This is a genomic window from Bradyrhizobium centrolobii, assembly GCF_001641635.1.
In the GTDB taxonomy this organism is placed as follows: Bacteria; Pseudomonadota; Alphaproteobacteria; order Rhizobiales; family Xanthobacteraceae; genus Bradyrhizobium; species Bradyrhizobium centrolobii.
The window spans coordinates 21,568-43,206 of the sequence record NZ_LUUB01000095.1 but is presented as its reverse complement, the minus strand read 5'-3'; the positions used below and the strand labels follow the sequence as shown (position 1 = coordinate 43,206).

18 protein-coding genes are annotated in these 21,639 nt (G+C 65.1%); 6 read left to right on the top strand and 12 right to left on the bottom strand.

Features of this window, described 5'->3' with window-relative positions; translation table 11 throughout:
- Positions 1-94 precede the first annotated feature (94 nt).
- The 3 genes from AYJ54_RS34725 to AYJ54_RS48195 all read right to left on the bottom strand — a co-directional run bounded on the left by AYJ54_RS34725 (position 95) and on the right by AYJ54_RS48195 (position 5,304).
- On the bottom strand, positions 95-1,540 hold the full coding sequence (locus tag AYJ54_RS34725) for a cell wall hydrolase (protein ID WP_063706272.1): 1,446 nt from the start codon (positions 1,538-1,540) through the stop codon (positions 95-97).
- A gap of 614 nt (positions 1,541-2,154) precedes the next feature.
- Positions 2,155-5,052: a pyruvate, phosphate dikinase gene (ppdK, locus tag AYJ54_RS34720; protein WP_063706270.1), complete on the bottom strand. Its 2,898-nt coding sequence runs from the start codon at positions 5,050-5,052 to the stop codon at positions 2,155-2,157.
- Between the two features lie 96 nt (positions 5,053-5,148).
- Positions 5,149-5,304: a DUF3096 domain-containing protein gene (locus AYJ54_RS48195; RefSeq protein ID WP_018648785.1), complete on the bottom strand. Its 156-nt coding sequence runs from the start codon at positions 5,302-5,304 to the stop codon at positions 5,149-5,151.
- Between the two features lie 231 nt (positions 5,305-5,535).
- Between AYJ54_RS48195 and AYJ54_RS34715 the strand changes: the two genes are divergently transcribed.
- Complete coding sequence (locus tag AYJ54_RS34715; protein ID WP_063706307.1) at positions 5,536-5,880, top strand: DUF1236 domain-containing protein; 345 nt, start codon at positions 5,536-5,538, stop codon at positions 5,878-5,880.
- Between the two features lie 146 nt (positions 5,881-6,026).
- Here the strand turns inward: AYJ54_RS34715 and glyS are convergent, their stop codons facing one another.
- The 6 genes from glyS to AYJ54_RS34685 all read right to left on the bottom strand — a co-directional run bounded on the left by glyS (position 6,027) and on the right by AYJ54_RS34685 (position 11,707).
- Positions 6,027-8,141, bottom strand: a complete 2,115-nt coding sequence (glyS, locus tag AYJ54_RS34710; protein WP_063706268.1) for a glycine--tRNA ligase subunit beta — start codon at positions 8,139-8,141, stop codon at positions 6,027-6,029.
- Positions 8,141-9,079, bottom strand: a complete 939-nt coding sequence (locus AYJ54_RS34705; RefSeq protein ID WP_063706266.1) for a glycine--tRNA ligase subunit alpha — start codon at positions 9,077-9,079, stop codon at positions 8,141-8,143. The genes glyS and AYJ54_RS34705 overlap by 1 nt, the downstream gene beginning before the upstream one ends.
- A gap of 221 nt (positions 9,080-9,300) precedes the next feature.
- Entirely contained in the window at positions 9,301-9,489 is a 189-nt protein-coding gene (locus tag AYJ54_RS34700; protein WP_063706265.1) for a hypothetical protein, read from the bottom strand.
- Between the two features lie 104 nt (positions 9,490-9,593).
- A complete protein-coding gene (locus AYJ54_RS34695; protein ID WP_063706263.1) occupies positions 9,594-10,502 on the bottom strand; it encodes a S49 family peptidase in 909 nt (302 codons plus the stop codon).
- 217 nt (positions 10,503-10,719) lie between these two features.
- Complete coding sequence (locus AYJ54_RS34690) at positions 10,720-11,487, bottom strand: tRNA1(Val) (adenine(37)-N6)-methyltransferase (protein WP_063706261.1); 768 nt, start codon at positions 11,485-11,487, stop codon at positions 10,720-10,722.
- Entirely contained in the window at positions 11,480-11,707 is a 228-nt protein-coding gene (locus AYJ54_RS34685) for a putative signal transducing protein (protein WP_063706259.1), read from the bottom strand. The genes AYJ54_RS34690 and AYJ54_RS34685 overlap by 8 nt, the downstream gene beginning before the upstream one ends.
- 129 nt (positions 11,708-11,836) lie before the next feature.
- On the opposite strand from AYJ54_RS34685, the gene AYJ54_RS34680 reads away from it, so the two are divergent.
- The 5 genes from AYJ54_RS34680 to AYJ54_RS34660 all read left to right on the top strand — a co-directional run bounded on the left by AYJ54_RS34680 (position 11,837) and on the right by AYJ54_RS34660 (position 16,757).
- Positions 11,837-12,844, top strand: coding sequence for a polyprenyl synthetase family protein (locus AYJ54_RS34680; protein ID WP_063706305.1), 1,008 nt, complete (start codon positions 11,837-11,839; stop codon positions 12,842-12,844).
- Between the two features lie 480 nt (positions 12,845-13,324).
- Positions 13,325-13,840, top strand: a complete 516-nt coding sequence (locus AYJ54_RS34675) for a winged helix-turn-helix transcriptional regulator (RefSeq protein ID WP_063706257.1) — start codon at positions 13,325-13,327, stop codon at positions 13,838-13,840.
- Position 13,841: 1 nt separating this feature from the next.
- Complete coding sequence (gene fabF, locus AYJ54_RS34670; protein WP_063706255.1) at positions 13,842-15,104, top strand: beta-ketoacyl-ACP synthase II; 1,263 nt, start codon at positions 13,842-13,844, stop codon at positions 15,102-15,104.
- A 113-nt stretch (positions 15,105-15,217) separates the two neighbouring features.
- Entirely contained in the window at positions 15,218-15,850 is a 633-nt protein-coding gene (locus AYJ54_RS34665) for a LysE family translocator (RefSeq protein ID WP_063706253.1), read from the top strand.
- Positions 15,851-15,881: 31 nt separating this feature from the next.
- Positions 15,882-16,757 carry an alpha/beta fold hydrolase gene (locus AYJ54_RS34660; RefSeq protein ID WP_063706303.1) on the top strand — a complete coding sequence of 292 codons (876 nt, stop codon included), beginning with the start codon at positions 15,882-15,884 and terminating at the stop codon, positions 16,755-16,757.
- Positions 16,758-16,896: 139 nt separating this feature from the next.
- On the opposite strand, the gene AYJ54_RS34655 is transcribed toward AYJ54_RS34660, so the two are convergent.
- The 3 genes from AYJ54_RS34655 to AYJ54_RS34645 all read right to left on the bottom strand — a co-directional run bounded on the left by AYJ54_RS34655 (position 16,897) and on the right by AYJ54_RS34645 (position 21,540).
- On the bottom strand, positions 16,897-17,781 hold the full coding sequence (locus AYJ54_RS34655; protein WP_063706252.1) for a 4-(cytidine 5'-diphospho)-2-C-methyl-D-erythritol kinase: 885 nt from the start codon (positions 17,779-17,781) through the stop codon (positions 16,897-16,899).
- A 27-nt stretch (positions 17,782-17,808) separates the two neighbouring features.
- A complete protein-coding gene (locus tag AYJ54_RS34650; protein ID WP_082905998.1) occupies positions 17,809-19,605 on the bottom strand; it encodes a tetratricopeptide repeat protein in 1,797 nt (598 codons plus the stop codon).
- Between the two features lie 273 nt (positions 19,606-19,878).
- A complete protein-coding gene (locus tag AYJ54_RS34645) occupies positions 19,879-21,540 on the bottom strand; it encodes an electron transfer flavoprotein-ubiquinone oxidoreductase (protein ID WP_063706250.1) in 1,662 nt (553 codons plus the stop codon).
- Positions 21,541-21,639: the final 99 nt, after the last annotated feature.

Genomic DNA, 21,639 nt, shown 5'->3' with positions numbered 1-21,639 from the left:
TCCAGCCGCCCCTGTGGAGACTCCCCCTCACCCCAACCCTCTCCCCGCAAGCGGGGCGAGGGAGCGGACCTACACTGCGGCAAGTCTGATCGCACTACCGCCGCTCGCTCACACCCATCTCGGCGGAGCTCTTGGCTTCCTGGGCGAGCTCGGCCGACAGCGCGGCGGTCTGCGCCGGCGTGCCCCAGCTCGGCTCCTCGCTGCCATCGCCCCAGGCGCGCGGGCGGTAGAAGGTGTGCACGCCGAACTTGTACATCTTCTTCATCTCGGCGACCCAGGACGGGCGCACCCAATAGGCGTGATAATGCGTGGACTTGCCAACTTCGGGCAGCCAGATCTGGCCATCCAGCATCGCCTTCGCGATCCTCTTGGCGCGCTCCCACATCTCGGGCTCGCGGATCACGTCGGGATTGTTGTCGCAGGCAAAGGTGAACTGGCAGGCGAAGTGGCGGTACTTGTTCTGGTAGACCACGCCGCACACCGTGTCCGGATATTTGCCGGAGAACACGCGGTTCATCACGACTTGCGCCACCGCGATCTGGCCACGCACGGCTTCGCCGCGGGACTCGAAGTAGACGGCTTCCGCGAGACACTTCTCGGATTTCGCGCGCGCCTTCTCGTCGAGGGCGAGACGCTCGGCCGGAGACCTTGCGCGCTGGTCGTCGGCGTTGACCTCGCCCTTCGGCGCGACGCTCTCGCCGCCTTCGGTGACCTTGGCAACGTCCTCCGACGGCGGCGGCAGCGAGGCCATCACCTTCATGTCGGGATCGGGCACCACGATCAGCGGCTCGGCGCCGGGTTGCCAGCTCTCGATGCTCCCCAGGCTGCCGCCGAGCGAGGAACTGCCGAAAAACAGGTTCGACGTCTTCACGCTGAAAGGATCACGCGACGGCGCGGCCGCCACCGAAACTTGCTTCAGCGCGTCGAGCGGCTGGGCCGCCAGCGACAACGCAGTGTCGCCGGCTTTCGGCGGGTTGGAATATTGCGGCAGCGGCGGGGCGCGCAGCGCCTCCTGGAGCTCGGGATCGAGCGCAGCCGCGGACTCCGGTGACATCGGCTGTGGCAGCGCCGCGGTCTTGGCGCCGAACACCGAACTGTTGAAGGTCGCGGGATCTTCCTGCGCAGGCGGCGTCACCGTCTCGGGCGTCGGCGTTGGTGCCACGGTGACGAGGCGGTCACCCTTCAGCGATCGGTCGACCTTGGGAAAATCGGAGGCCTGATAGCGCGGCGGCGTCTGGAGCGCCGGATTGCGGGTGACCGTACCGGTGATGTCGCGGCCATCCAGGCTCGCGAGGCGATACATCGCGCTCTGCGGCACCGAGGTTCCGATCGGACGGGCAAAGCTGTAGGTGGCGAGTTGGATCGAGGACGCCGCCGAAAACACCTGCTTCTGCCAGCGCTCGGCGACGCCGGGTTGGCGCGCCAGCAACGAAGCAATGTCCTGATAGCCGGTCTCTCTCGGCATCAATGCGAAGATGCAGAGACCGATGCCGAAGGACGCGAACCGCGCGCCCCTCGGATGGTTACGCAACATAAACATCGATACGCTCACGCAACGCTTACGCTCGTTTGATCGAAGTCGGCACATCCGTGCAATTCGATCTTTATCGTCAGTATCCAATTTAGGTTGCCGGGGCGTTAATCGACGTTGCGCGCGCAACACACTCAAGCAATCGCAGGTGTTTTCACGGGGCGTTCGCGCCTGTTGGTAAATGCCCGCTCACGTGAAGCGGTAAACATTCGGTCAATGCGAATGGTGAAGGAACTCTTGACGGCACGTCTCATTGCGGGACAGACGCGGTTCCGTCGTCGCAGGTGTGCGCGCGTCCACATCATCACCGCTGTCATGCCCCGGCTTGACCGGGGCATCCAGTACGCCGCGGCCTATCCGTATCCTCGCGCTGTCTCTGGAATACTGGATCGCCCGCTCCAGTGCGCAATTGCGCACAAGGCGGGCGATGACACTGAGCGTGTGGCGCGTGTGTGCACCAATCTCGTCATTGCGAGCGCAGCGAAGCAATCCAGACTGTCTCCGCGGAGAGACTCTGGATTGCTTTGCTGCGCTCGCAATGACGCATGGATAGAGTGTCGCCTCAAAATAAAAGAGGCGGGGTTTGCCCCCGCCTCTCTCGCATCTCAAGTCTCAGTCTTCGCTCACGCCTGGCTCGCGACGGCCTTGCCGAGCGCGGCCTGCGCGCCGGCAAGGCGGGCGATCGGCACGCGATAGGGCGAGCAGGAGACATAGTCGAGACCGACCGCGTGGCAGAACGCGACGGAGGCGGGATCGCCGCCGTGCTCGCCGCAGATGCCGACCTTGAGCGAAGTGCGCGTCTTGCGGCCGCGCGCGACGCCGATCTTGACGAGCTCGCCGACGCCTTCCTGATCGAGCGCGATGAAGGGATCGATCTGCAGGATGCCCTTCGTCACGTAAGGCCCGAGGAAGCTCGCGGCGTCGTCGCGGCTGATGCCGTAGGTGGTCTGCGTGAGGTCGTTGGTGCCGAAGGAGAAGAACTCGGCGCTCTCCGCGATCTCGGCCGCGAGCAGGCAGGCGCGGGGCAACTCGATCATGGTGCCGACCTGATAGGCGAGCTTGGTGTTGGTCTCGCGCATCACGGACTTGGCGGTCGCATCGATCCGCGCCTTGACGAGGTCGAGCTCGGCCTTGGTCGCGATCAGCGGCACCATCACCTCGAGGCCAACGGCCTTGCCGGTGCGCTTCTCAGCCTCGACGGCGGCCTCGAAGATCGCGCGCGCCTGCATCTCTGCGATCTCCGGATAGGCGATCGCGATGCGGCAGCCGCGGAAGCCGAGCATCGGATTGAACTCCGAGAGCTCGCGCGCACGGTCAGCCAGGCGCCGCGGATCGGTGTTCATGGCACGCGCCACTTCTTCGATCTCGGCATGGGTGTGCGGCAGGAACTCATGGAGCGGGGGATCCAAAAGCCGGATCGTGACGGGCAGACCCTTCATGATCTCGAACAGCTCGACGAAGTCGGCGCGCTGCATCGGCAGGAGCTTGGCGAGCGCGGCACGGCGCGACTGCTCGTCCTCGGAGAGGATCATCTCGCGCACCGTGCGGATGCGCGTCTCCTCGAAGAACATGTGCTCGGTGCGGCAGAGACCGATGCCCTGCGCGCCGAATTTGAGCGCGGTGCGCGCGTCTTCCGGCGTGTCGGCATTGACGCGCACACCGATCTTGCGGACCTGGTCGGCCCAGTTCATCAGCGTGCCGAATTCGCCGGAGAGCTCCGGCTCGATCATCGGCATGCGGCCGGCCAGCACCTGGCCGAGCGAGCCGTCGATGGTGATGACGTCGCCGGTCTTGAAGGTGCGCGAGCCGATGCTCATGGTGCCGCGGCCGTAATCGACGCGGATCGTGCCGCAGCCGGAGACACAGGGCTTGCCCATGCCGCGCGCGACCACCGCGGCGTGCGAGGTCATGCCGCCGCGCGTGGTCAGGATGCCTTCGGCGGCGTGCATGCCGTGGATGTCTTCGGGGCTGGTCTCGATACGGACCAGGATGACCTTGCGCCCGTCGGCCTGCAGCTTGGCCGCCTCATCCGAGGAGAACACGATCTCGCCGGAGGCAGCACCCGGCGAAGCCGGCAGGCCGGTCGCGATCACGTCGCGCTTGGCGTTGGGATCGATGGTCGGATGCAGGAGCTGGTCGAGCGAGGCCGGGTCGATCCGCGTCACGGCTTCCTTCTTGGAGATCAGGCCCTCGTTGGCGAGCTCGACCGCGATGCGCAGCGCCGCCTTCGCGGTGCGCTTGCCGCCACGGGTCTGGAGCATCCAGAGCTTGCCCTGCTCAACCGTGAACTCCATGTCCTGCATGTCACGGTAGTGCTTCTCGAGCAGCGTGTAGATGCGCGTCAGCTCCTTGAACGCCTCCGGCATCGCCGATTCCATCGACGCCTTGTCGGAGCCCGACTCCTTCCGCGCCTCCTCGGTGATGTCCTGCGGCGTGCGGATGCCCGCCACCACGTCCTCGCCCTGCGCGTTGATCAGGAACTCGCCGTAGAGCTTGCTCTCGCCGGTCGAGGGGTTGCGCGTGAAGGCGACGCCGGTCGCCGACGTCTCGCCCATGTTGCCGAACACCATGGCCTGCACGTTGACCGCGGTGCCCCAGGATTCCGGAATGTCGTGCAGCTTGCGGTAGGTCACCGCGCGCGCGTTCATCCAGGAGGAAAACACCGCGCCGATCGCGCCCCAGAGCTGGTCGTGCGGATCCTGCGGGAAGTCCTTGCCGGTCTCGCGCGCGACTGCGTCCTTGTACTTGCCGACCAGATCGACCCAGTCCTCGGCGGACAAGTCGGTGTCGAGCGAATAGCCCTGGCTGTCCTTGAAGGTGTCGAGGATTTCCTCGAAGTGATGATGCTCGAAGCCGAGCACCACGTCCGAATACATGGTGATGAAGCGGCGATAGCTGTCATAGGCGAAGCGGCGATCGCCCGACAGTTCCGCCAGCGCTTCCACGGTCTGGTCGTTGAGGCCGAGATTGAGGACGGTATCCATCATGCCCGGCATCGAGGCACGCGCACCGGACCGCACGGACACGAGCAGCGGGTTCTTGGTGTCGCCGAAAACCTTGCCGGTCAACTTGCCGACATAGTCGAGCGCCTTCTCAACCTGCGACTGCAACTCCTTCGGATAGGTCTTGTCGTGTGCGTAGAAGTAGGTGCAGACCGAGCTCGGGATGGTGAAGCCCGGAGGCACCGGCAGGCCGAGATTGGCCATCTCGGCGAGGTTGGCGCCCTTGCCGCCGAGCAGGTCGCGCATGTCGGCCTTGCCCTCGGCCTTGCCGTCGCCGAACGTGAAGACCCACTTGCCGGCCTTGACCGCGCTTGGCGCCGGCTTGGCGGCAGCCTTCGGCGCAACCGGCTTGCTCACCGCCTTCGCGGCGGGCTTGGCGACCGGCTTGGCGACGGATTTGGCGGCCGGCTTCGCGGCGCTCTTGGGAAGCGTCTTTCGGGCTGGCGGGGCGGCTTTCGCCTTGGCAGAGGACTTTGATTTCGCTGGCATTTTCTTAGGCTTCGAGGCGGCTTTGGCCATGGCTTGCACACAACCTGCGAGAGGGACGGGAAATCGCGGGCCTTACACCATTTTGGGCGGGTCCGCGCAAGTCGAACTGTTCCGGAAAATGAACGCCTAGAGGTGGAGCCACTTCAGGAGCCCAAGCCCGATCGCGCCGTTCACGATCAGGAAAATCGCGACGATCAGGTTGAGGAGCCGCGGCATGATCAGGATGAGCACACCCGCAATCAACGACAGGATCGGCGAAATGTGGGCGACGGTGATGTGCATGAATCTCTTTCTGTAGCGTTGGACTAGGGGCGAATCGCGGGCGGATCATAGCGGGGCGGGTTCCGCGAGTAGAGACGCGTTGGGGCCGTTGCAAGTTCCCGCCTTCGCGAAAACTGCCCGAAATTGCCGCGAATGCGGCGGCGCTTTTCTCGGAACATTGCAATGGCGCATGCATTGGCAACCGGTCGCGCTACTTGCGCTTCCGAAAATATCACGTCGAAGGAGTTGTCCATGCGGAACAGGATTCTTGCTCTTGCAGCGCTCGCGGCCGCGATCGGCTCGCCCGTCGCGGCGCAGGCGCAAACGGTGGGACGCGCTCCCGTCGTGGTCGATAGCGGCCCGACCATTGCGGTCGAGCAGCGGCCGGCCTTCCGCGCATACGTGGCCGAGCAACGTGTACCGGCCTTTACCGTGCCCGATCGCATCGTGGTCGGCGCCACCTTACCCGAAAGCGGTGTGACCTATTATGACGTGCCGCAACGTTTCGGCGCGACGACTTATCGCTACACGGTCGTAAACGGCGAGACCGTGCTGGTCGAGCCGCGCTCGCGGCGCATCGTCGAGGTGCTCGACTAGCAGCATTCAACTGGATGTCCGGCGCGCCGATCGTGACTGGCGCGAGCAGTGTAAAATCGGACATCAAGTCAGTTGCACGCGGCATGGGCCCTGGCTCTGCAGCGCACCCCTGAAGAAGCGCTGCGCTGCGTCCGGGGCACGAGAGTTCAATCCTGGATCTTCGAGAAGTCCGCGACCGCACGCGTCGCGCTGCGGATCTCGTTCAAGAGCTTCAGGCGGTTCTCGCGCACCTTCGGATCATCGTCGTTGACGCGGACCTTGTCGAAGAACGCATCGACCGGCGGACGCAGCTTCGCCATCGCGCTCATGGCGGCGGCGAAGTCTTCCTTGGCGACGGCGGCGCTTGCCTCCGCCTTCACCTCGTCGATCGCCTTGGCCAGCACTTTCTCCTCGCCGAGGCTGTAAAGCGCAGGCTCCGGCGCGCCGTCGAACGTGCGCTTGTCCTTCTTCTCCTCGATCGCAAGGATGTTGCTGGCGCGCTTGGTGCCGGCGAGCAGGTTCTTGCCGTCGTCAGTATCGAGGAATTTGCCGAGCGCCTCGACGCGGCGGACGATCATCAGCAGATCATCCTGGTCGCCGAGCGCGAACACCGCGTCAACGAGATCGTGCCGCGCGCCCTGCTCGCGGAGCTGAACTTTCAGGCGGTCGGCGAAGAAGACCAGAAGCGATGGCGCAATCGCAATTGGGCTTTCTGCAGACTTTACCGCGTCGCCCTCAAGCAATGTCACGACAAATTTCGGAATCACCTTCAACAAATTCAAGCGAATATTGTTTTCAGCAATCAGCCGGATCACACCCAGCGCCGCGCGACGCAGCGCATACGGGTCTTTGCTACCCGTCGGCTTTTCATCGATCGCCCAAAAGCCGACGAGCGTGTCGATCTTGTCGGCGAGTGCGACCGCAACGCTGACCGGATCGGTCGGCACGCGATCCGCGGGGCCTTGCGGCTTGTAGTGCTCTTCGCAGGCCGCGGCGACGGAGGGGTCCTCGCCTTGCGCCAGCGCATAATACTTGCCCATCAGGCCCTGGACTTCCGGGAATTCGCCGACGACTTCCGTTAGCAGGTCTGCCTTCGCGAGCTTTGCGGCGCGCTTCGCCTTCTCGACATCGGCGCCGACCAGCGGCGCGATCTCTGCGGCCAGGCGCTCGATGCGCTTGATCCGTTCCGCCTGCGTGCCGAGCTTCTCGTGGAACACGATCTGCTCGAACTTCGGCAGACGATCCTCGAGCTTGGTCTTCAGATCCGTCTCGTAGAAGAACTTTGCGTCCGACAGGCGCGCGCGGATGACGCGCTCGTTGCCGGCAATGATGGTCTTGCCGCCATCGGTCGCCTCGATATTGGCAACCAGGATGAACTTGTTGGCGAGCTTGCCGGTCTTCGGATCGCTCACCACAAAGCATTTTTGGTTGTTGCGGATGGTGGCGCGGATCACTTCCGCCGGTGTCGCCAAGAATTCCTGATCGAACGAACCCATCAGCACGACCGGCCATTCGACGAGGCCCGCGACCTCGTCGAGCAGGTTCTGGTCCTCGACGAGCTCAAACCCTTGCGCGAACGCAAGCTGCTTGGCGTCGGTGAGGATCGCATCCTTGCGCCGCTCCGGATCGAGCACGACTTTCGCGTTCAGCAGCTTCGCCTCGTAGTCCTCGAACCGGCGCACCTGGATCGCGGCAGGCGCGAGGAAGCGATGGCCATACGTGGTGTTGCCGGTCTCGATGCCATCCACCGAGAATTTCACAATGTCCGGCTCTTCGGTCTCGAGCCCGAACGTCGCGGTGATCGCGTGCAGCGGACGCACCCAGTTGAGCGAGCCGGGCTTTGCCGAACGCGCGCCCCACCGCATCGATTTCGGCCAGGGGAAGGTACGAATGATGACGGGCAGGATCTCGGCGAGCACGTCGATCGCGGCACGGCCGGGCTTTTCGATCAGCGCGATGTAGAAGTCACCCTTCTTGTCGCTCTGGATTTTTGCATCGCTCAGCGAGGCAAGGCCCGTGGCTTTCAGAAAGCCCTGAATCGCAGGCTCGGGGCCGCCGACGCGCGGGCCGCGGCGCTCTTCCTTGAGGTCGGGCTGGCGCACGGGGATGCCGTGCACGGTCAGCGCAAGCCGGCGCGGCGTCGCGAACGCCTTGGCGCCCTCATAGACGAGGCCTTCGGCGACCAGCTTGTCGGTCACCATGCGGCGCAGATCGTCCGCCGCCTTGGCCTGCATGCGCGCGGGGATTTCTTCCGAGAAGAGTTCGAGCAACAAATCGGGCATCAGGCCGCTCCACCGGCTTCGGTGTGCACCCAGGCTTCGCCGCAGGCCTTTGCCAGCTCGCGCACCCGAAAGATGTAGCTCTGCCGCTCCGTCACCGAGATCACGCCGCGCGCATCGAGCAGGTTGAAGACATGGCTCGCCTTGATGCACTGGTCATAGGCGGGCAGCGCCATCAGGTGCTGCTTCTGATTGCCGCCTTCGCGCCAGCCGGCGGCGAGATATTTCTTGCAAGCCTCCTCGGCCATCTTGAACTGCTCGAACAACATCGCGGTGTCAGCGTATTCAAAGTTGTGCCGCGAATATTCCTGCTCGGCCTGGAGGAAGACGTCGCCATAGGTGACCTTGTCGGCGCCGTCGCGGCCGTTGAAGTTGAGGTCATAGACGCGGTCGACGCCCTGCACATACATTGCGAGACGCTCGAGCCCGTAGGTGAGCTCGCCCGCAACCGGCGCGCATTCGAAGCCCGCGACCTGCTGGAAGTAGGTGAACTGCGACACCTCCATGCCGTCGCACCAGCATTCCCAGCCGAGGCCCCAGGCACCCAACGTCGGGCTTTCCCAATCGTCCTCGACGAAGCGGATGTCGTGCACGGCGGAATCAATGCCGATCGCGGCGAGCGACTTCAGGTACAGCTGCTGCAGGTTCGGCGGCGACGGCTTCATGATCACCTGGAACTGGTAGTAGTGCTGCATACGGTTCGGGTTCTCGCCATAGCGGCCATCTTTGGGCCGGCGCGAGGGCTGCACATAGGCCGCGTTCCAGGGCTTTGGCCCGAGCGCGCGCAGGGTGGTGGCCGGATGGAAGGTACCCGCGCCCATCTCCATGTCGTAGGGCTGCAGGATCACGCAGCCCTGCTCGGCCCAGAAGCGCTGGAGCGCGAGGATGAAGCCCTGGAACGAGCGTTCCGGGCGCATATGGGCGGGCAATGAGGCGTCCATCGTGAGATCGGGCTCTCGCGGGGGGGTTGAATCGCGCGGGACCGTATCGACGGCGGGGATGGGAATCAAGGCAAAGGGGCTGGAAAGCAGCGCAACTTCCGTCATGGCCGGGCATAGCCGTCCGAAGGACGGCGTCGCTTCCGCTCGCCTATGTCCCGGCCATCCACGCCTTTGTCACCTCACGAAGAACGTGGATGCCCGGGACAAGCCCGGCATGACAGCTAGCCCGGGCGATAAGCTCCGGTCACGGGGTCACGCTTCAGCGTCTGGATTTCCCCCATGCGGGCGGATTCGGCGACGCGCGACAGGCGCATCTCCTCCAGCTCCTGATTGATCCGGACGGCGGTCTTATAGGCCCAGCGGACCATGGCAAGCCCGCCCAGGACGCCCGCGAATGCGACGAACGGCATCGGTCGATCCTTGTTCAATGCTCAGCCCCCGCAGATATTCTCGCGCAGACGGGGCTGCACCGCAATTGGCTCGGTTTGGACCAAATGGCGCGGGCTAGCCGTCGCTAAAACCCGAATTTCGCCCAAATCGCCCTGGTTTCCAGCGCCGAGATCAGATCATCCGGCAGGCCGGTCACCGATTCCAGGGCCGAAAGCTGGCCCGCGCCGGGCGATCTCCGCCCAAACAGGCCCGAGAACAGTCCAGTCGGCTGCGCGATCACAGGCGTGAGAACCTTCTCGCCATAGCGGGCACGAAGAGTTGAGCGGAGATCGCCGATCCCGTCGGCCAGCCCCAGCGCGATCGCGCTCTCGCCGGCCCAGTATTCGCCGGTAAACAGGGTGTCATCGGCGCCCTTCAGCCGCGCGCCGCGGCTCTCCTTCACCAGCGCGATGAAGATGTCGTGGATCTCGCGCTGGATCGACTTCAGCCGCGCCACGTCATCGGGGTTTTCGGGCAGGAACGGATCGAGCATCGCCTTGTGCGCACCGGCCGTGTAGAGGCGCCGCTCGATGCCGAGCCGCCTGATCGCCTCCTGGAAGCCGAAACTGCCGCCGACCACACCGATCGAGCCGAGGATCGAGGAGGGATCGCAGAAGATCTCGTCGCCCGCGCAGGCGATCATGTAGCCGCCGGAAGCCGCGACGTCCTCGACGAATACCAGCACCGGCAGCTTCTTCTCCGCCGCGAGCTGCTTGATGCGCAAGAATATCTGGCGCGACTGCACCGGCGAGCCGCCGGGCGAATTGATCACCAGCGCCACCGCCTTGGCGTTGCGGACCGCGAAGGCGCGCTCCAGCACCCGGGCGACGCCCGCGAGCGTCATGCCCGGACGCAGCGGCGTCACCGCGCCGATCACACCCGACAGCCGCACCACCGGCACGACTGCCGCACCTGGGCGGAAGCGGGCCGGCAGATATTCCATGAGTTTGTCGACCAGGCCGGAGCCTCCGCGATCGTTCAATTGCTCGGCCATGCCGTTACCTCTGATTTACCATTTCTTATCACGCGACTGTCATTGAAAGTGGCTGGAACGTGTTTTGCAAAGCAGCCGTCGGGAGGCTGCAATAAAGCAGCGGAGAAAAAGACCATGAAGATCTATCTGCTGTTGATGCTGATGGGTGCGCTTCTCACGGCGATTCGCTTCACGTCCCCGCAGGAACAGCAATCGGAATCGGCTTCCCAGTAAGCCGTCATGGCTCCGCCAGCGGCAAAACCGCCCTCCCCTCCAGAATCTCTTTCACCTCTTTATTAGGCACGCCTGACTCTTCGTTGAGCATCAGGCCCGGCAGGATCCGCGCTGGCGCGCGGCCGCCTTTGACCGCCCGCACCAGGACGCGGATCGCGGGCCTTCCCGCCTCGCCATGAACGGGCAGGATGGACAGGCTGCCGAAGCCGCGCGACAGCGCTGCCAAGACCTCGGCGATTCCATCGGCGCGCCAGATCAGGGTCAGCGCACCGCCTGTCTTGAGGATGCGCCGCGCTGCATGCACCCACGCATGCAGTGTCTCGGCCGTCGCTACATGCGCCGTGTGGCGCGCCTGATCCGGCGAGCCGCGATGCCGCGCCGGATCGTTGAAAGGCGGGTTCATCAGCACCACGTCGACACTGTCCGGCGGAAGCCCGTTCGCCGCAAAGACTGATGCGTCAGCCGTGACGTCGAGCACGATCGCATCGGCGGAAATCGCGTTCGCTGCAGCATTGGCGCGCGCGAGCGCTGCCTGCTCCGGATCGATCTCGACCAGGCTGAGCCTGATTCCGGCGACCCGCCGGGCGAGCGCAAGCCCGGCGGCGCCGATGCCGGCGCCGAGATCGACCACCCGCTCGCCGGCCTCGGCCCGCGTCGCCGCGGCGAGCAGGATGGCGTCGTGTCCGGCGCGGTGCCCGGACCGCTTCTGCTTCAGCAGCAACTGTCCGCCGAGAAAGGCGTCTTCGGTGATATCGAGCAAGAGCTCAGTCATCGCCGCGCAATTCGTGACTGAGCCCGGCCTCCGCCAGGAGCTCCCGCGCCGCGCGGGCATCCTCCTCATGGACCAGGATGCGCCGCGGCAGGATGCCGAGCGAGCCCTCGATGATGCTCATGTTCTGGTCCAGCACCAGATGATGGATGTTCGCGCCGTCGAGCAGCGCGCCGATCGCCGACACCAGCACCATATCGTTGGTCCGAACCAGTTCGCGCAAATTAGCCTCCTGCCTGAAGGGGATTAAGCGGCAAATGTCAATGGTTCCGCAGCCCTTGCCGCATCCACCAGCAGTTTCTATTGTCTTTCCATCAGAATAGCCCTTCCGGGGCAAATATTGGAGACCGGCGTGGCCGTCATCGTACCTTTCGAAACTCCCGGCGCGTCGATCGAAGAGCTGGTTGCCCTTGTCGCCCCCGACATGGAGCGCGTCAACGCGACCATTCTGTCGCGGACCGGCTCCGAGGTGACCATGATCCCGGAGGTGGCCAACCACCTGATCTCCTCCGGCGGCAAGCGCCTGCGGCCGATGCTGACGCTCGCCATGGCCAACCTCGCCGGTTACACCGGCGACGGCCATATCAAGCTCGCTGCCTCCGTCGAATTCATGCATACCGCCACGCTGCTCCACGACGACGTCGTCGACGAGAGCGAGATGCGCCGCGGCAAGCTGTCGGCGCGCATGCTCTGGGGCAATGAGGCGAGCGTCCTGGTCGGCGACTTCCTGCTCGGCCAGGCCTTCCGCATGATGGTCGAGGTCGGCTCGCTCCGGGCGCTCGACATCCTCTCCGCGGCCGCAGCGACCATCGCCGAAGGCGAAGTGATGCAGCTTGCCGCCGCCAAGAATACCGCGACCACCGAGGACGAATATCTCGCCGTGATCCGCGGCAAGACGGCCGAGCTGTTCGCCGCCGCCTGCGAGGTCGGCCCCGTGATCGCCAACCGCCCGAAGGCGGAGCAGACCGCCTGCCGCTCGGTCGGCATGAATCTCGGCATCGCCTTCCAGCTTGTCGACGACGTGCTCGACTATGGCGGCAAGAGCGCCAAGCTCGGCAAGAACATCGGCGACGATTTCCGCGAAGGCAAGATCACGCTGCCGGTCGTGCTTGCCTTCCGCCGCGGCAATGACTCTGAGCGCGGCTTCTGGGTGCGTGCGCTCGAGCGCGGCGAGATCGGCGATTCCGACCTCGACCATGCCATCGGCCTCATGAACAAGCACCGCGCGCTCGAAGACACGCTCAGCCGCGCCCAGCATTACGGCGCCATGGCCGTCGACGCGCTGGCGCTGTTCCCGTCCTCCCCGATGAAAAGCGCGCTCGAGCAGGTCGTGGCGTTCTGCCTGGCACGGTCGCATTAAGTCTTCGCGTTCTTACGTTTCGGCGCACGCTGCCGCCACACCCTCGCTGTCGTCCCTGCGAAGGCCGGGACCCATACCGCGTGATCTATCGATGGAGCGCAGGTCTTAGTACCGTGGGAAGACTGAATGACCACCAGTCTCCCCCAAACTTCTCCCTGTGATTATGGGTCCCGGCCTTCGCCGGGACGACGACGCTGAGGTAGCGCACGACTGCATCCACACCGTCATTGCGAGCGCAGCGAAGCAATCCAGTCTTTGGCTGCGGAAAGGCTCTGGATTGTTTCACGGAGTCTGTCATCGGGTCGCGCTTCGCGCGGACCTGTTGGCGCGCAATGACCGAGCACGGTGCGCGGACGTCACTCTCCAACACATATTTCAAATCACGGACACGGCTTCCATTCTCCCGGCTCGTTCCAGCCGCGCTATGAGCTGTCGACCTAGTCACTTGCATTTTGCAAGTAACTTGCCTAGCATGGCGCCATGCAGCCCAAATCCCCCTCCGTCATGGAATGCCCGGTGGGCCGCGCCGTGGAAACGGTCGGCGAATGGTGGAGCATCCTGATCCTGCGGGATGCGTTTCAGGGCGCGACGCGCTTCGACGAGTTTTCGCAAAGCCTCGGGATCGCGCCGAACATCCTGTCGCGGCGCCTTGCCCATCTCACCGAGACCGGCATGTTCGTCCGCCGCCGCTACAACGACCGACCGCCTCGCTACGAATATGTCCTGACGCCGAAGGCGCGGGATTTCTTCCCCGTGGTCGTGGCGCTGCTCGCCTGGGGCAACAAACATCTCGCGCCGAAGGGCGAGGCCATTGTGCTGGCGAACCGAGACGACACTCGCCCGCTCGATCCGGTCGTCGTCGACGCCGTCAATATGCATCCGATCACGCTTGCCAATGCGGTCGTCATTCCCGGGCCGCGCGCGAGCCGCGGGATGCGCCGGCGCCTCGCCTCGCTCAAGGCCATGAACCCGGCCGTTGCGCCGGCTGGAGATTAGTATGCGTCGTATCGTCGTGACGGGGATGGGAGCGGTGTCTCCGCTCGCCTGCGGTGTCGAACTGTCCTGGCGCCGGCTGCTCGCCGGACACAGCGGACTGCGCGCCCTGCCCGAGTGGTCGCAGCCTCTGCCGGCGCGAATTGCCGGGCTCGTGCCCGACAAGGCCGAGGATACGGAAGGCGGCTTCGACCCAGCGCAAGCAGCCGTGCCAAAAGATCAGCGCAAGATGGACCGCTTCATCCTGTTTGCGCTGCTTGCCGCCGCAGAAGCGATCGCGCAGGCCAAATGGGCGCCGCAGGATACGACCGCGCTGGAACGGACCGCGACGATCATCGCCTCCGGCGTCGGCGGATTCCCGGCGATGGTGGAGGCGGTGCGCACCACCGACCAGCGCGGCGTGCGCCGGCTCTCGCCATTCACCATTCCGTCGTTTCTCGCCAATCTCGCCGCGGGCCACGTCTCGATCAAACATGGCTACAAGGGACCGCTGGGAACGCCTGTCACGGCCTGCGCCGCCGGCGTGCAGGCGATCGGCGATGCCGCGCGCATCATCCGCGCCGGCGAGGCCGACGTCGCGATCTGCGGCGGCACTGAAGCCTGCATCGATCTCGTCAGCCTTGGTGGCTTCGCCGCGGCACGCGCGCTGTCCAGCCGGTTCAACGACGAGCCCATGCGCGCCTCGCGACCGTTCGACCGCGACCGCGACGGCTTTGTCATGGGCGAAGGCGCAGGAATCCTGGTGATCGAGGAATTCGAGCATGCGCTCGCCCGCGGCGCTGCGCCGATCGCGGAGATCGTGGGATATGGCACGACGGCGGACGCCTATCACATGACGTCGGGTCCGCCCGACGGCGACGGCGCCCGCCGCGCCATGGAGATTGCGCTACGGCAGGCCCATCTGGAGCCGGCCGACCTGCAGCACCTGAATGCGCATGCGACATCGACACCGGCCGGCGACGAGGGCGAGCTTGCCGCGATCGGCGCGTTGTTCGGCCGCGATCGGCGCATTGCCGTGAGCGCGACCAAATCGGCAACCGGTCATCTGCTCGGCGCCGCGGGCGGCCTGGAAGCAATCTTCACCATTCTCGCCCTGCGCGACCAGATCGCGCCGCCGACGCTCAACCTCGAAAATCCCGATCCCGGCGCCGAGGGCATCGACATCGTGTCCGGCGCGGCGCGGCCGATGACCATCCGAAACGCCATCTCCAACGGGTTCGGTTTCGGCGGCGTCAACGCCAGCGTGGTCTTCCAGCGGATGGGCTAGGCGATCTCGTCAAGACCCTAAGATTGCGACGATCCTCCGCTTGCGCGCGGCCGGACTTGTTGGCAAGCAGGTGATGCACAAGCCGACCCGCCAAGCATGGATGCGCGCGCGTGATGAGCGAAACGAATTTCTGGCTGTTTCTGGCCGCGGCTTTTCTCATTGCCGCCGTTCCCGGCCCCGGCATCTTCTACGTCGCGGCGCGAACCTTGTCGGAAGGGCGCGCAAGCGGCTTCGCCTCGACCGCGGGCACGGCGCTGGGCGGCCTGGTTCACGTGATAGCGGGCAGCCTCGGCATATCAGCGATCATCCTTGCGAGCGCCGAGCTGTTTGGCGTCGTGAAGTTCGTCGGCGCGCTGTATCTGGTCTGGCTCGGAATTCGCACCTTCCGCAGCGCCGGCCGCGCGTTGCGGCTGGAGAGCGAGGCGGTCGGCGACAAGCGCGCCTTTCGCGACGGTGTCCTGGTCGAGGCGCTGAACCCGAAGACCGCGGCGTTCTTCCTCGCGTTCATTCCGCAGTTCCTGGATCCGGCGGCATCGAGCCCCACGCTGCAATTCATCATGCTGGGCGCGATCTCCGTGGCGTTGAACACGCTCGCTGACGTCATCGTCGTGCTGATGGCATCCGCGACACGTAGACACCTGATCGGCCGGCCGCGCCTGATGCAACGCCTCACGCAAGGTTCGGGCGTGTTCATCGCAGGCCTCGGCCTGTCGCTCGCGCTGGCGCGACGGCCGGTGCATGGTTAGCGAGCCGCCAGCCAAGGAGGAGCGCGGCACGATGCTCGTCCCGCAAAGTCGCTACTATGAGTCTCACGGCCTACGGCTGCATTATGCGGACTGGGGCAACGAGGGCGCGCCAACGGTCATCCTGGTTCACGGCGGCCGGGATCACTGCCGGAGCTGGGACGTCATCGCCCGATCGTTGCAGCCGCATTTTCACGTGCTCGCGCCCGACCTGCGCGGACACGGCGATTCCGACTGGACCAAGGGCGGCAGCTACGCGCTGACGGAATTTGTCTACGACCTCGCGCAGCTCGTCCGCGCCATCGCGGAGCCCCAGGTGACTCTCATCGGCCACTCGATGGGCGGGATGGTGAGCCTGATCTATTCCGGATCATTTCCAGAGCAGATGTCAGCACTGGTGGTCCTCGACGGTGTGACCGTCCTGCCAGATGCGCCAAAACCGCCGGTGCACGAGCGCATCACCAGATGGATCGGCCAGCTCGACAAGCTGCATGACCGCGCACCGCGCCGCTATCGCACGATTGAAGACGCGGCGGCGCAGATGATCACCTACAACAAACGGCTGTCCCGCGAACTGGCGCTGCACCTCGCGACGCACGGGGCGCGGCAAAACGAGGATGGCAGCTATAGCTGGAAGTTCGACCCCTACCAGCGCGCCAGCTCGCCGCATCGGCTCTGGCCGGACGATCACGTCGCGCTGTGGTCGCGCATCGCCTGTCCGACGCTATTGCTGAATGCCGGCGAAAGCTTCCTTGCCGGCTCCAAGGCGGCAGGCCTGGAGAGCTACTTCCAACAGGCGCGCATCGAGACCATCTCCGGCGCCGGACACTGGCTGCATCACGATCGGCCACGCGAAGTGCTCGGCGCGATCCGGCGGTTTCTGGGGCTGGCCGAGGAAGGCGGAAGCTAGCTCAGTCGCGGTGGGCAAAGGCGCGACAGCGCCGTGCCCACCATGCATTCGGATCGGGCGACAGACGTGGGCCACGCTTCCGCCTTCGCTCTTCGAGCTACGGCGGACAAGTCGCTTTGCCCACCCTACGGCGGCGCGCTTAACTCAACGTCCCCGCATGCACCCACCAGCCGGGATGATCGCTGCGGATCTTTTCGGCGGCGGCGTGCGCCTCGGCGGGCGCACCGAAGATCGCAAAGCACGTCGCTCCTGAGCCTGACATGCGAGCGAGCTTGACGCCGACAGAGGCGTGCAATGCTTCCAGCACATTGCCGATCACGGGCTCGATACGCATCGCAGGGGCCTCGAGGTCGTTGGCCACCGTTTCGAGAACCTCGACCCAATCGGCGATCGACGCGCCCTCCTCCGGCCAGGCCGGGGCTTCGATGACGTCGGTGGCACCGACCAGCAGCTCGCCGCTACGCAGGCCCAGCGCCTGGAACACGTCCTTGGTCGCGACCGGCACACGCGGATTGACCATGACGCAAGGCATGCTCGGCAGCTTCAGCGGCAGGAGCTGCTCGCCGACGCCGGTCATGTCGCAGGCGCGCGAGAGCAGACACACCGGCACGTCCGCGCCGGTCGCAAGCGCAACCTGCTGCAAGCGGGGATCGTCGAGCGCGAGATCGTTGAGACGGGCAAGCAGCCGCAGCGCCGCCGCGGCATCGGCCGAGCCACCACCAATGCCGGCTGCGACCGGCAGCACCTTGTCGAGCGCGAAGGCGCCTAACTTCAGGTTCGGCACGGCTTCGGCAAGCAGCTTGGCTGCCTTGAACACGAGATTATCGGCGGCATCGCCGCAGGCGGCCGCGAGCGGCCCGGTGGTGGTGAGCCTGAGCTCGCCGCCCGGCTCCAGCGTGAGTCGGTCGGCGCAGTCGGCAAACGCAACCACGCTTTCGAGATCATGATAGCCGTCGGCACGACGGCCGACCACGCGAAGGCTCAAATTGACCTTCGCACGTCCCTCTTCAATCAACGCCGGCATTCGCGACGACCCCCTGCCCCTTTTGGATCAACCGCCCTTGCCGTCGTCCTTCTTCTTCTCGGCCTGCGCGGCCGAAGAGTTCGAATTGTCCTCGGTGAGGCCGTTGGCGATCTTGGCCTCGATCTTCGGCAGGTCGTCCGGCTCGGGCTTGAGATCGCGGGCGTGCGACCACTGGAATTTGGCTTCGAGCGTGCGGCCGACGCGCCAATACGCGTCGCCAAGGTGATCGTTGATGGTGGGGTCCTCGGGCTTCAGGTCGATCGCGCGCTCGAGGTTCTTCACCGCCTCCTCGTAATTGCCGATGCGGTAATAGGCCCAGCCAAGGGAATCGACGATGTAGCCGTCATCGGGGCGCTGCTCGACGGCACGCTTGATCATCTTCATGCCTTCGTCGAGGTTGATGCCCTGGTCGATCCAGGAATAGCCGAGATAGTTGAGCACGTGCGGCTGATCGGGCTGGAGCTCGAGCGCCTTCTTCATGTCGGCTTCGGCCTTGCTCCACTGCTTGGAGCGCTCCTCGCAGATGCCGCGATAATAGTACCAGACGCTGTTGGCCTTGTCGTTACCGGCCGGCAGCACGTCGATGCCTTGCGAATAGGTCGCGCCGCAGTCGCCGAACTTCTTGCGGCCGCGCTCGATATTGCCGAGCGCCATGATCGCTTCGATATCCTTGGGATCGTCGCTCACGACGCCCTTGAGGATCTTGATCGACTCGTCGGTGCGGTCGGCGGAATCGAGGTCGACGGCGAGCTGGATCTGCGCATTGCGCTTCAAGGGCGAGGACGACGGCACGCGCTCATAGACCTTGATCGCCATCTGCGGCCGCTTCACCGATTCATAGAGGTCGGCGAGCGAGAGCAGCGCCAGCGGGTGGCTGGGCTGGAGATAAAGCGAGAGCTGGAGATAGACCAGCGCCAGGTCCTCGCCGCCGCGGCGGGTCAGCGTGGCGCCGATGCCGTAGAGCGCCTCGGCGGCACCGGCCTGCGCGGAATCGACCAGCGGCGGCATCTTCTTGCCGGCACGGGTCTCGCGCAGACCTTCCTGGATCAGCGGATGACGGGCGAGCTTCTTGTCGAAGTTCTCGTAAACGGCGGTGGCGGCGGCTGCATCCTTGTTGCGCGACAGCCAGCGCGCATAGGCCTCGGCGACGCGCAGCATGGAATCGTCGAGCTTGTAGGCGCGCTCGAAGCGCGTGCCGGCGTCCTTCTCCTTGCCGGCGAGCTCGAGGATCATGCCGGTGTGCAGATCCTTGAACAGCGGATACCATTCGGGGCCGGCCAGCTTGTCGATGCTGGCGACTGCACCCTTGGCATCGCCGGCGCCATAGGCGGCCCAGCCCGAGAGCAGCGTGGCGACCAGATCGGTGATCGGTCCGCGGATCGACTGGTTGATGTTGCTCTGCGCGGTCGAATATTTCTTCACCTTGAGATCATGCACGCCGACGACGAGGCGCGCGACGCGGTTGCTCTTGTCGATGGTGAGGATGCGCTCGGCGAGCTTGACCGCTTCATCGATGTCGCCGTCGGCGACCGAGGAGATGAAGGCGCGGTCAAGCAGCTCGTTGTTCTTGGGATCGGTACGCAGCGCCGAGCGGTAGAAGGCGGCGGCGGACGCGGCATCGCGCTCGACGCTGGCGTGGCGGGCGGCGAGATAGCTGCCGGAGGTGGTCAGCGACTTCAGATCGTTTCGGGTCGGAAACTGCGCCGCCGTGTTCTCCGGATGATCCGGCGTCTGCGCCAGGCCCGCGCCTGGGACCGCCACAAGCGCAGTGCCCATGAGGGCGATGGCAGCAACAGTCCAGCGGTTGAAACGATTTGAAAACATCAGGGCTCGCCTTGAGTTGGTAGTGCCTGGGTTTGCAGCAGAAGGCCGCATGCGAACGCGGCCAGTGGCATCGGGACCCGGAACCGTCAGGTCGGACAATGCCGCGTTTGGCGCCTCACCGCAAGGATTCGGACCGGGCGTCCCCTCCGCTCACCCCAAATCGGCCAAGAGCGCCCCAAGACGCTCCTACTATGGCCTTATCGTGGCCGCGGGCGAGCTCCCGCGGCCCATTCCTCACGCGAACGTGCGTCAGATTGCCTTTTCGACCTTCCCTTACATCGCCTCGTAGTTCGGGCCGCCGCCGCCCTCCGGGGGAACCCAGGTGATGTTGCCGTTGGGGTCCTTCACGTCACAGGTTTTGCAGTGGACGCAGTTCTGGGCGTTGATGACGTAGCGCGGGCTTGCGCCCTCCTCCACCCACTCGTAGACGCCGGCCGGGCAATAGCGGTTCGAGGGGCCGGCGAAGACGTCATGCTCGGACGTCTTCTGGAGGTTCATGTCGGTCACCTTCAGATGGACCGGCTGGTCCTCTTCATGGTTGGTGTTGGACAGGAACACCGAGGACAGCTTGTCGAAGGAAATCTTGCCGTCCGGCTTCGGGTAGTTCTTCGGCGTGTGCTGCTTGGCCGGATCGAGCGTGGCGCGGTCGGGCTTGGCGTGCGACTGGGTGCCGAACAACGAGGTGCCGAACAGCGTGTTGCACCACATGTCGAAGCCGCCCAGGGCGACGCCGAGCACGGTGCCGAACTTCGACCACAGCGGCTTGACGTTGCGGACCAGGAACAGGTCCCTGCCGACCGACGAGGAGCGCCAGGCGTTCTCGTAGTCGACGAGCTCGTCGTTGGCGCGCTCGGCGGCGATGGCAGCCGCGACATGCTCGGCGGCAAGCATTCCGGTGCCCATCGCATTGTGCACGCCCTTGATGCGGGGCACGTTGACGAAGCCGGCCGCGCAGCCGATCAGCGCGCCGCCGGGGAAGCTGAGCTTCGGCACCGACTGGTAGCCGCCTTCGGTGATGGCGCGCGCGCCATAGGCGAGCCGCTTGCCGCCTTCGAAGGTGCCGCGGATCGCGGGATGAGTCTTGAAGCGCTGGAACTCGTCGAACGGCGACAGATACGGGTCGTCGTAGTTGAGATGCACCACGAAGCCGACGGCGACGAGGTTGTCGTCGTAGTGATAGAGGAACGAGCCGCCGCCGGTCTTCGTGTCGAGCGGCCAGCCGAAGGAATGCTGGATCATGCCCTTCTGATGCTTGGACGGATCGATCTGCCAGACCTCCTTGAGGCCGATGCCGAATTTCGGCGGCTCGGCCTTGGCATCGAGCGCGAACTTGTTGATGAGCTGCTTGGTCAGGCTGCCGCGGGCGCCTTCGGCGAACAGCGTGTACTTGCCGAGCAATTCCATGCCACGGGTAAAGGAGTCCTTCGGCTTGCCGTCCCTGCCGATGCCCATGTCGCCGGTGGCGATGCCCTTGACCTTGCCCTCGTCGTCATAGAGCACCTCGGCCGCGGCAAAGCCCGGGTAAATCTCGACGCCGAGCGCTTCGGCCTTGCGCGCCAGCCAGCGGCAGACATTGCCGAGCGAGCCGATATAGCAGTGATGGTTGTACATCAGCGGCGGCATGATGAAGTTCGGCAGCTTGATCGCGCCGCTGCCCGTCATCCAGTAGAAGCGGTCGTCCTTGACCTGCGTCTTCAGCGGGCAGTCGGAATCCTCGCGCCAGTCCGGGATCAGCTTGTCGAGCCCGGCCGGATCGATCACGGCGCCCGACAGGATGTGCGCGCCGACCTCGGAGCCTTTCTCCACCACGACGACGTTGAGATCGGCCTTGAGCTGCTTCAGCCGGATCGCGGCCGACAGGCCCGAGGGGCCGGCGCCGACGATGACGACGTCGAATTCCATGGATTCGCGCGGGGGGAGTTCTTCGGTGCTCATCTGATCTCAGCCCTTGAGACGGTTCCTTGTCATTTGCGCCCCCTTGTTTCCGATTTTTCCGGGTAGGACAACCTCGGAAATGCGTTCCGCTGGGATGCA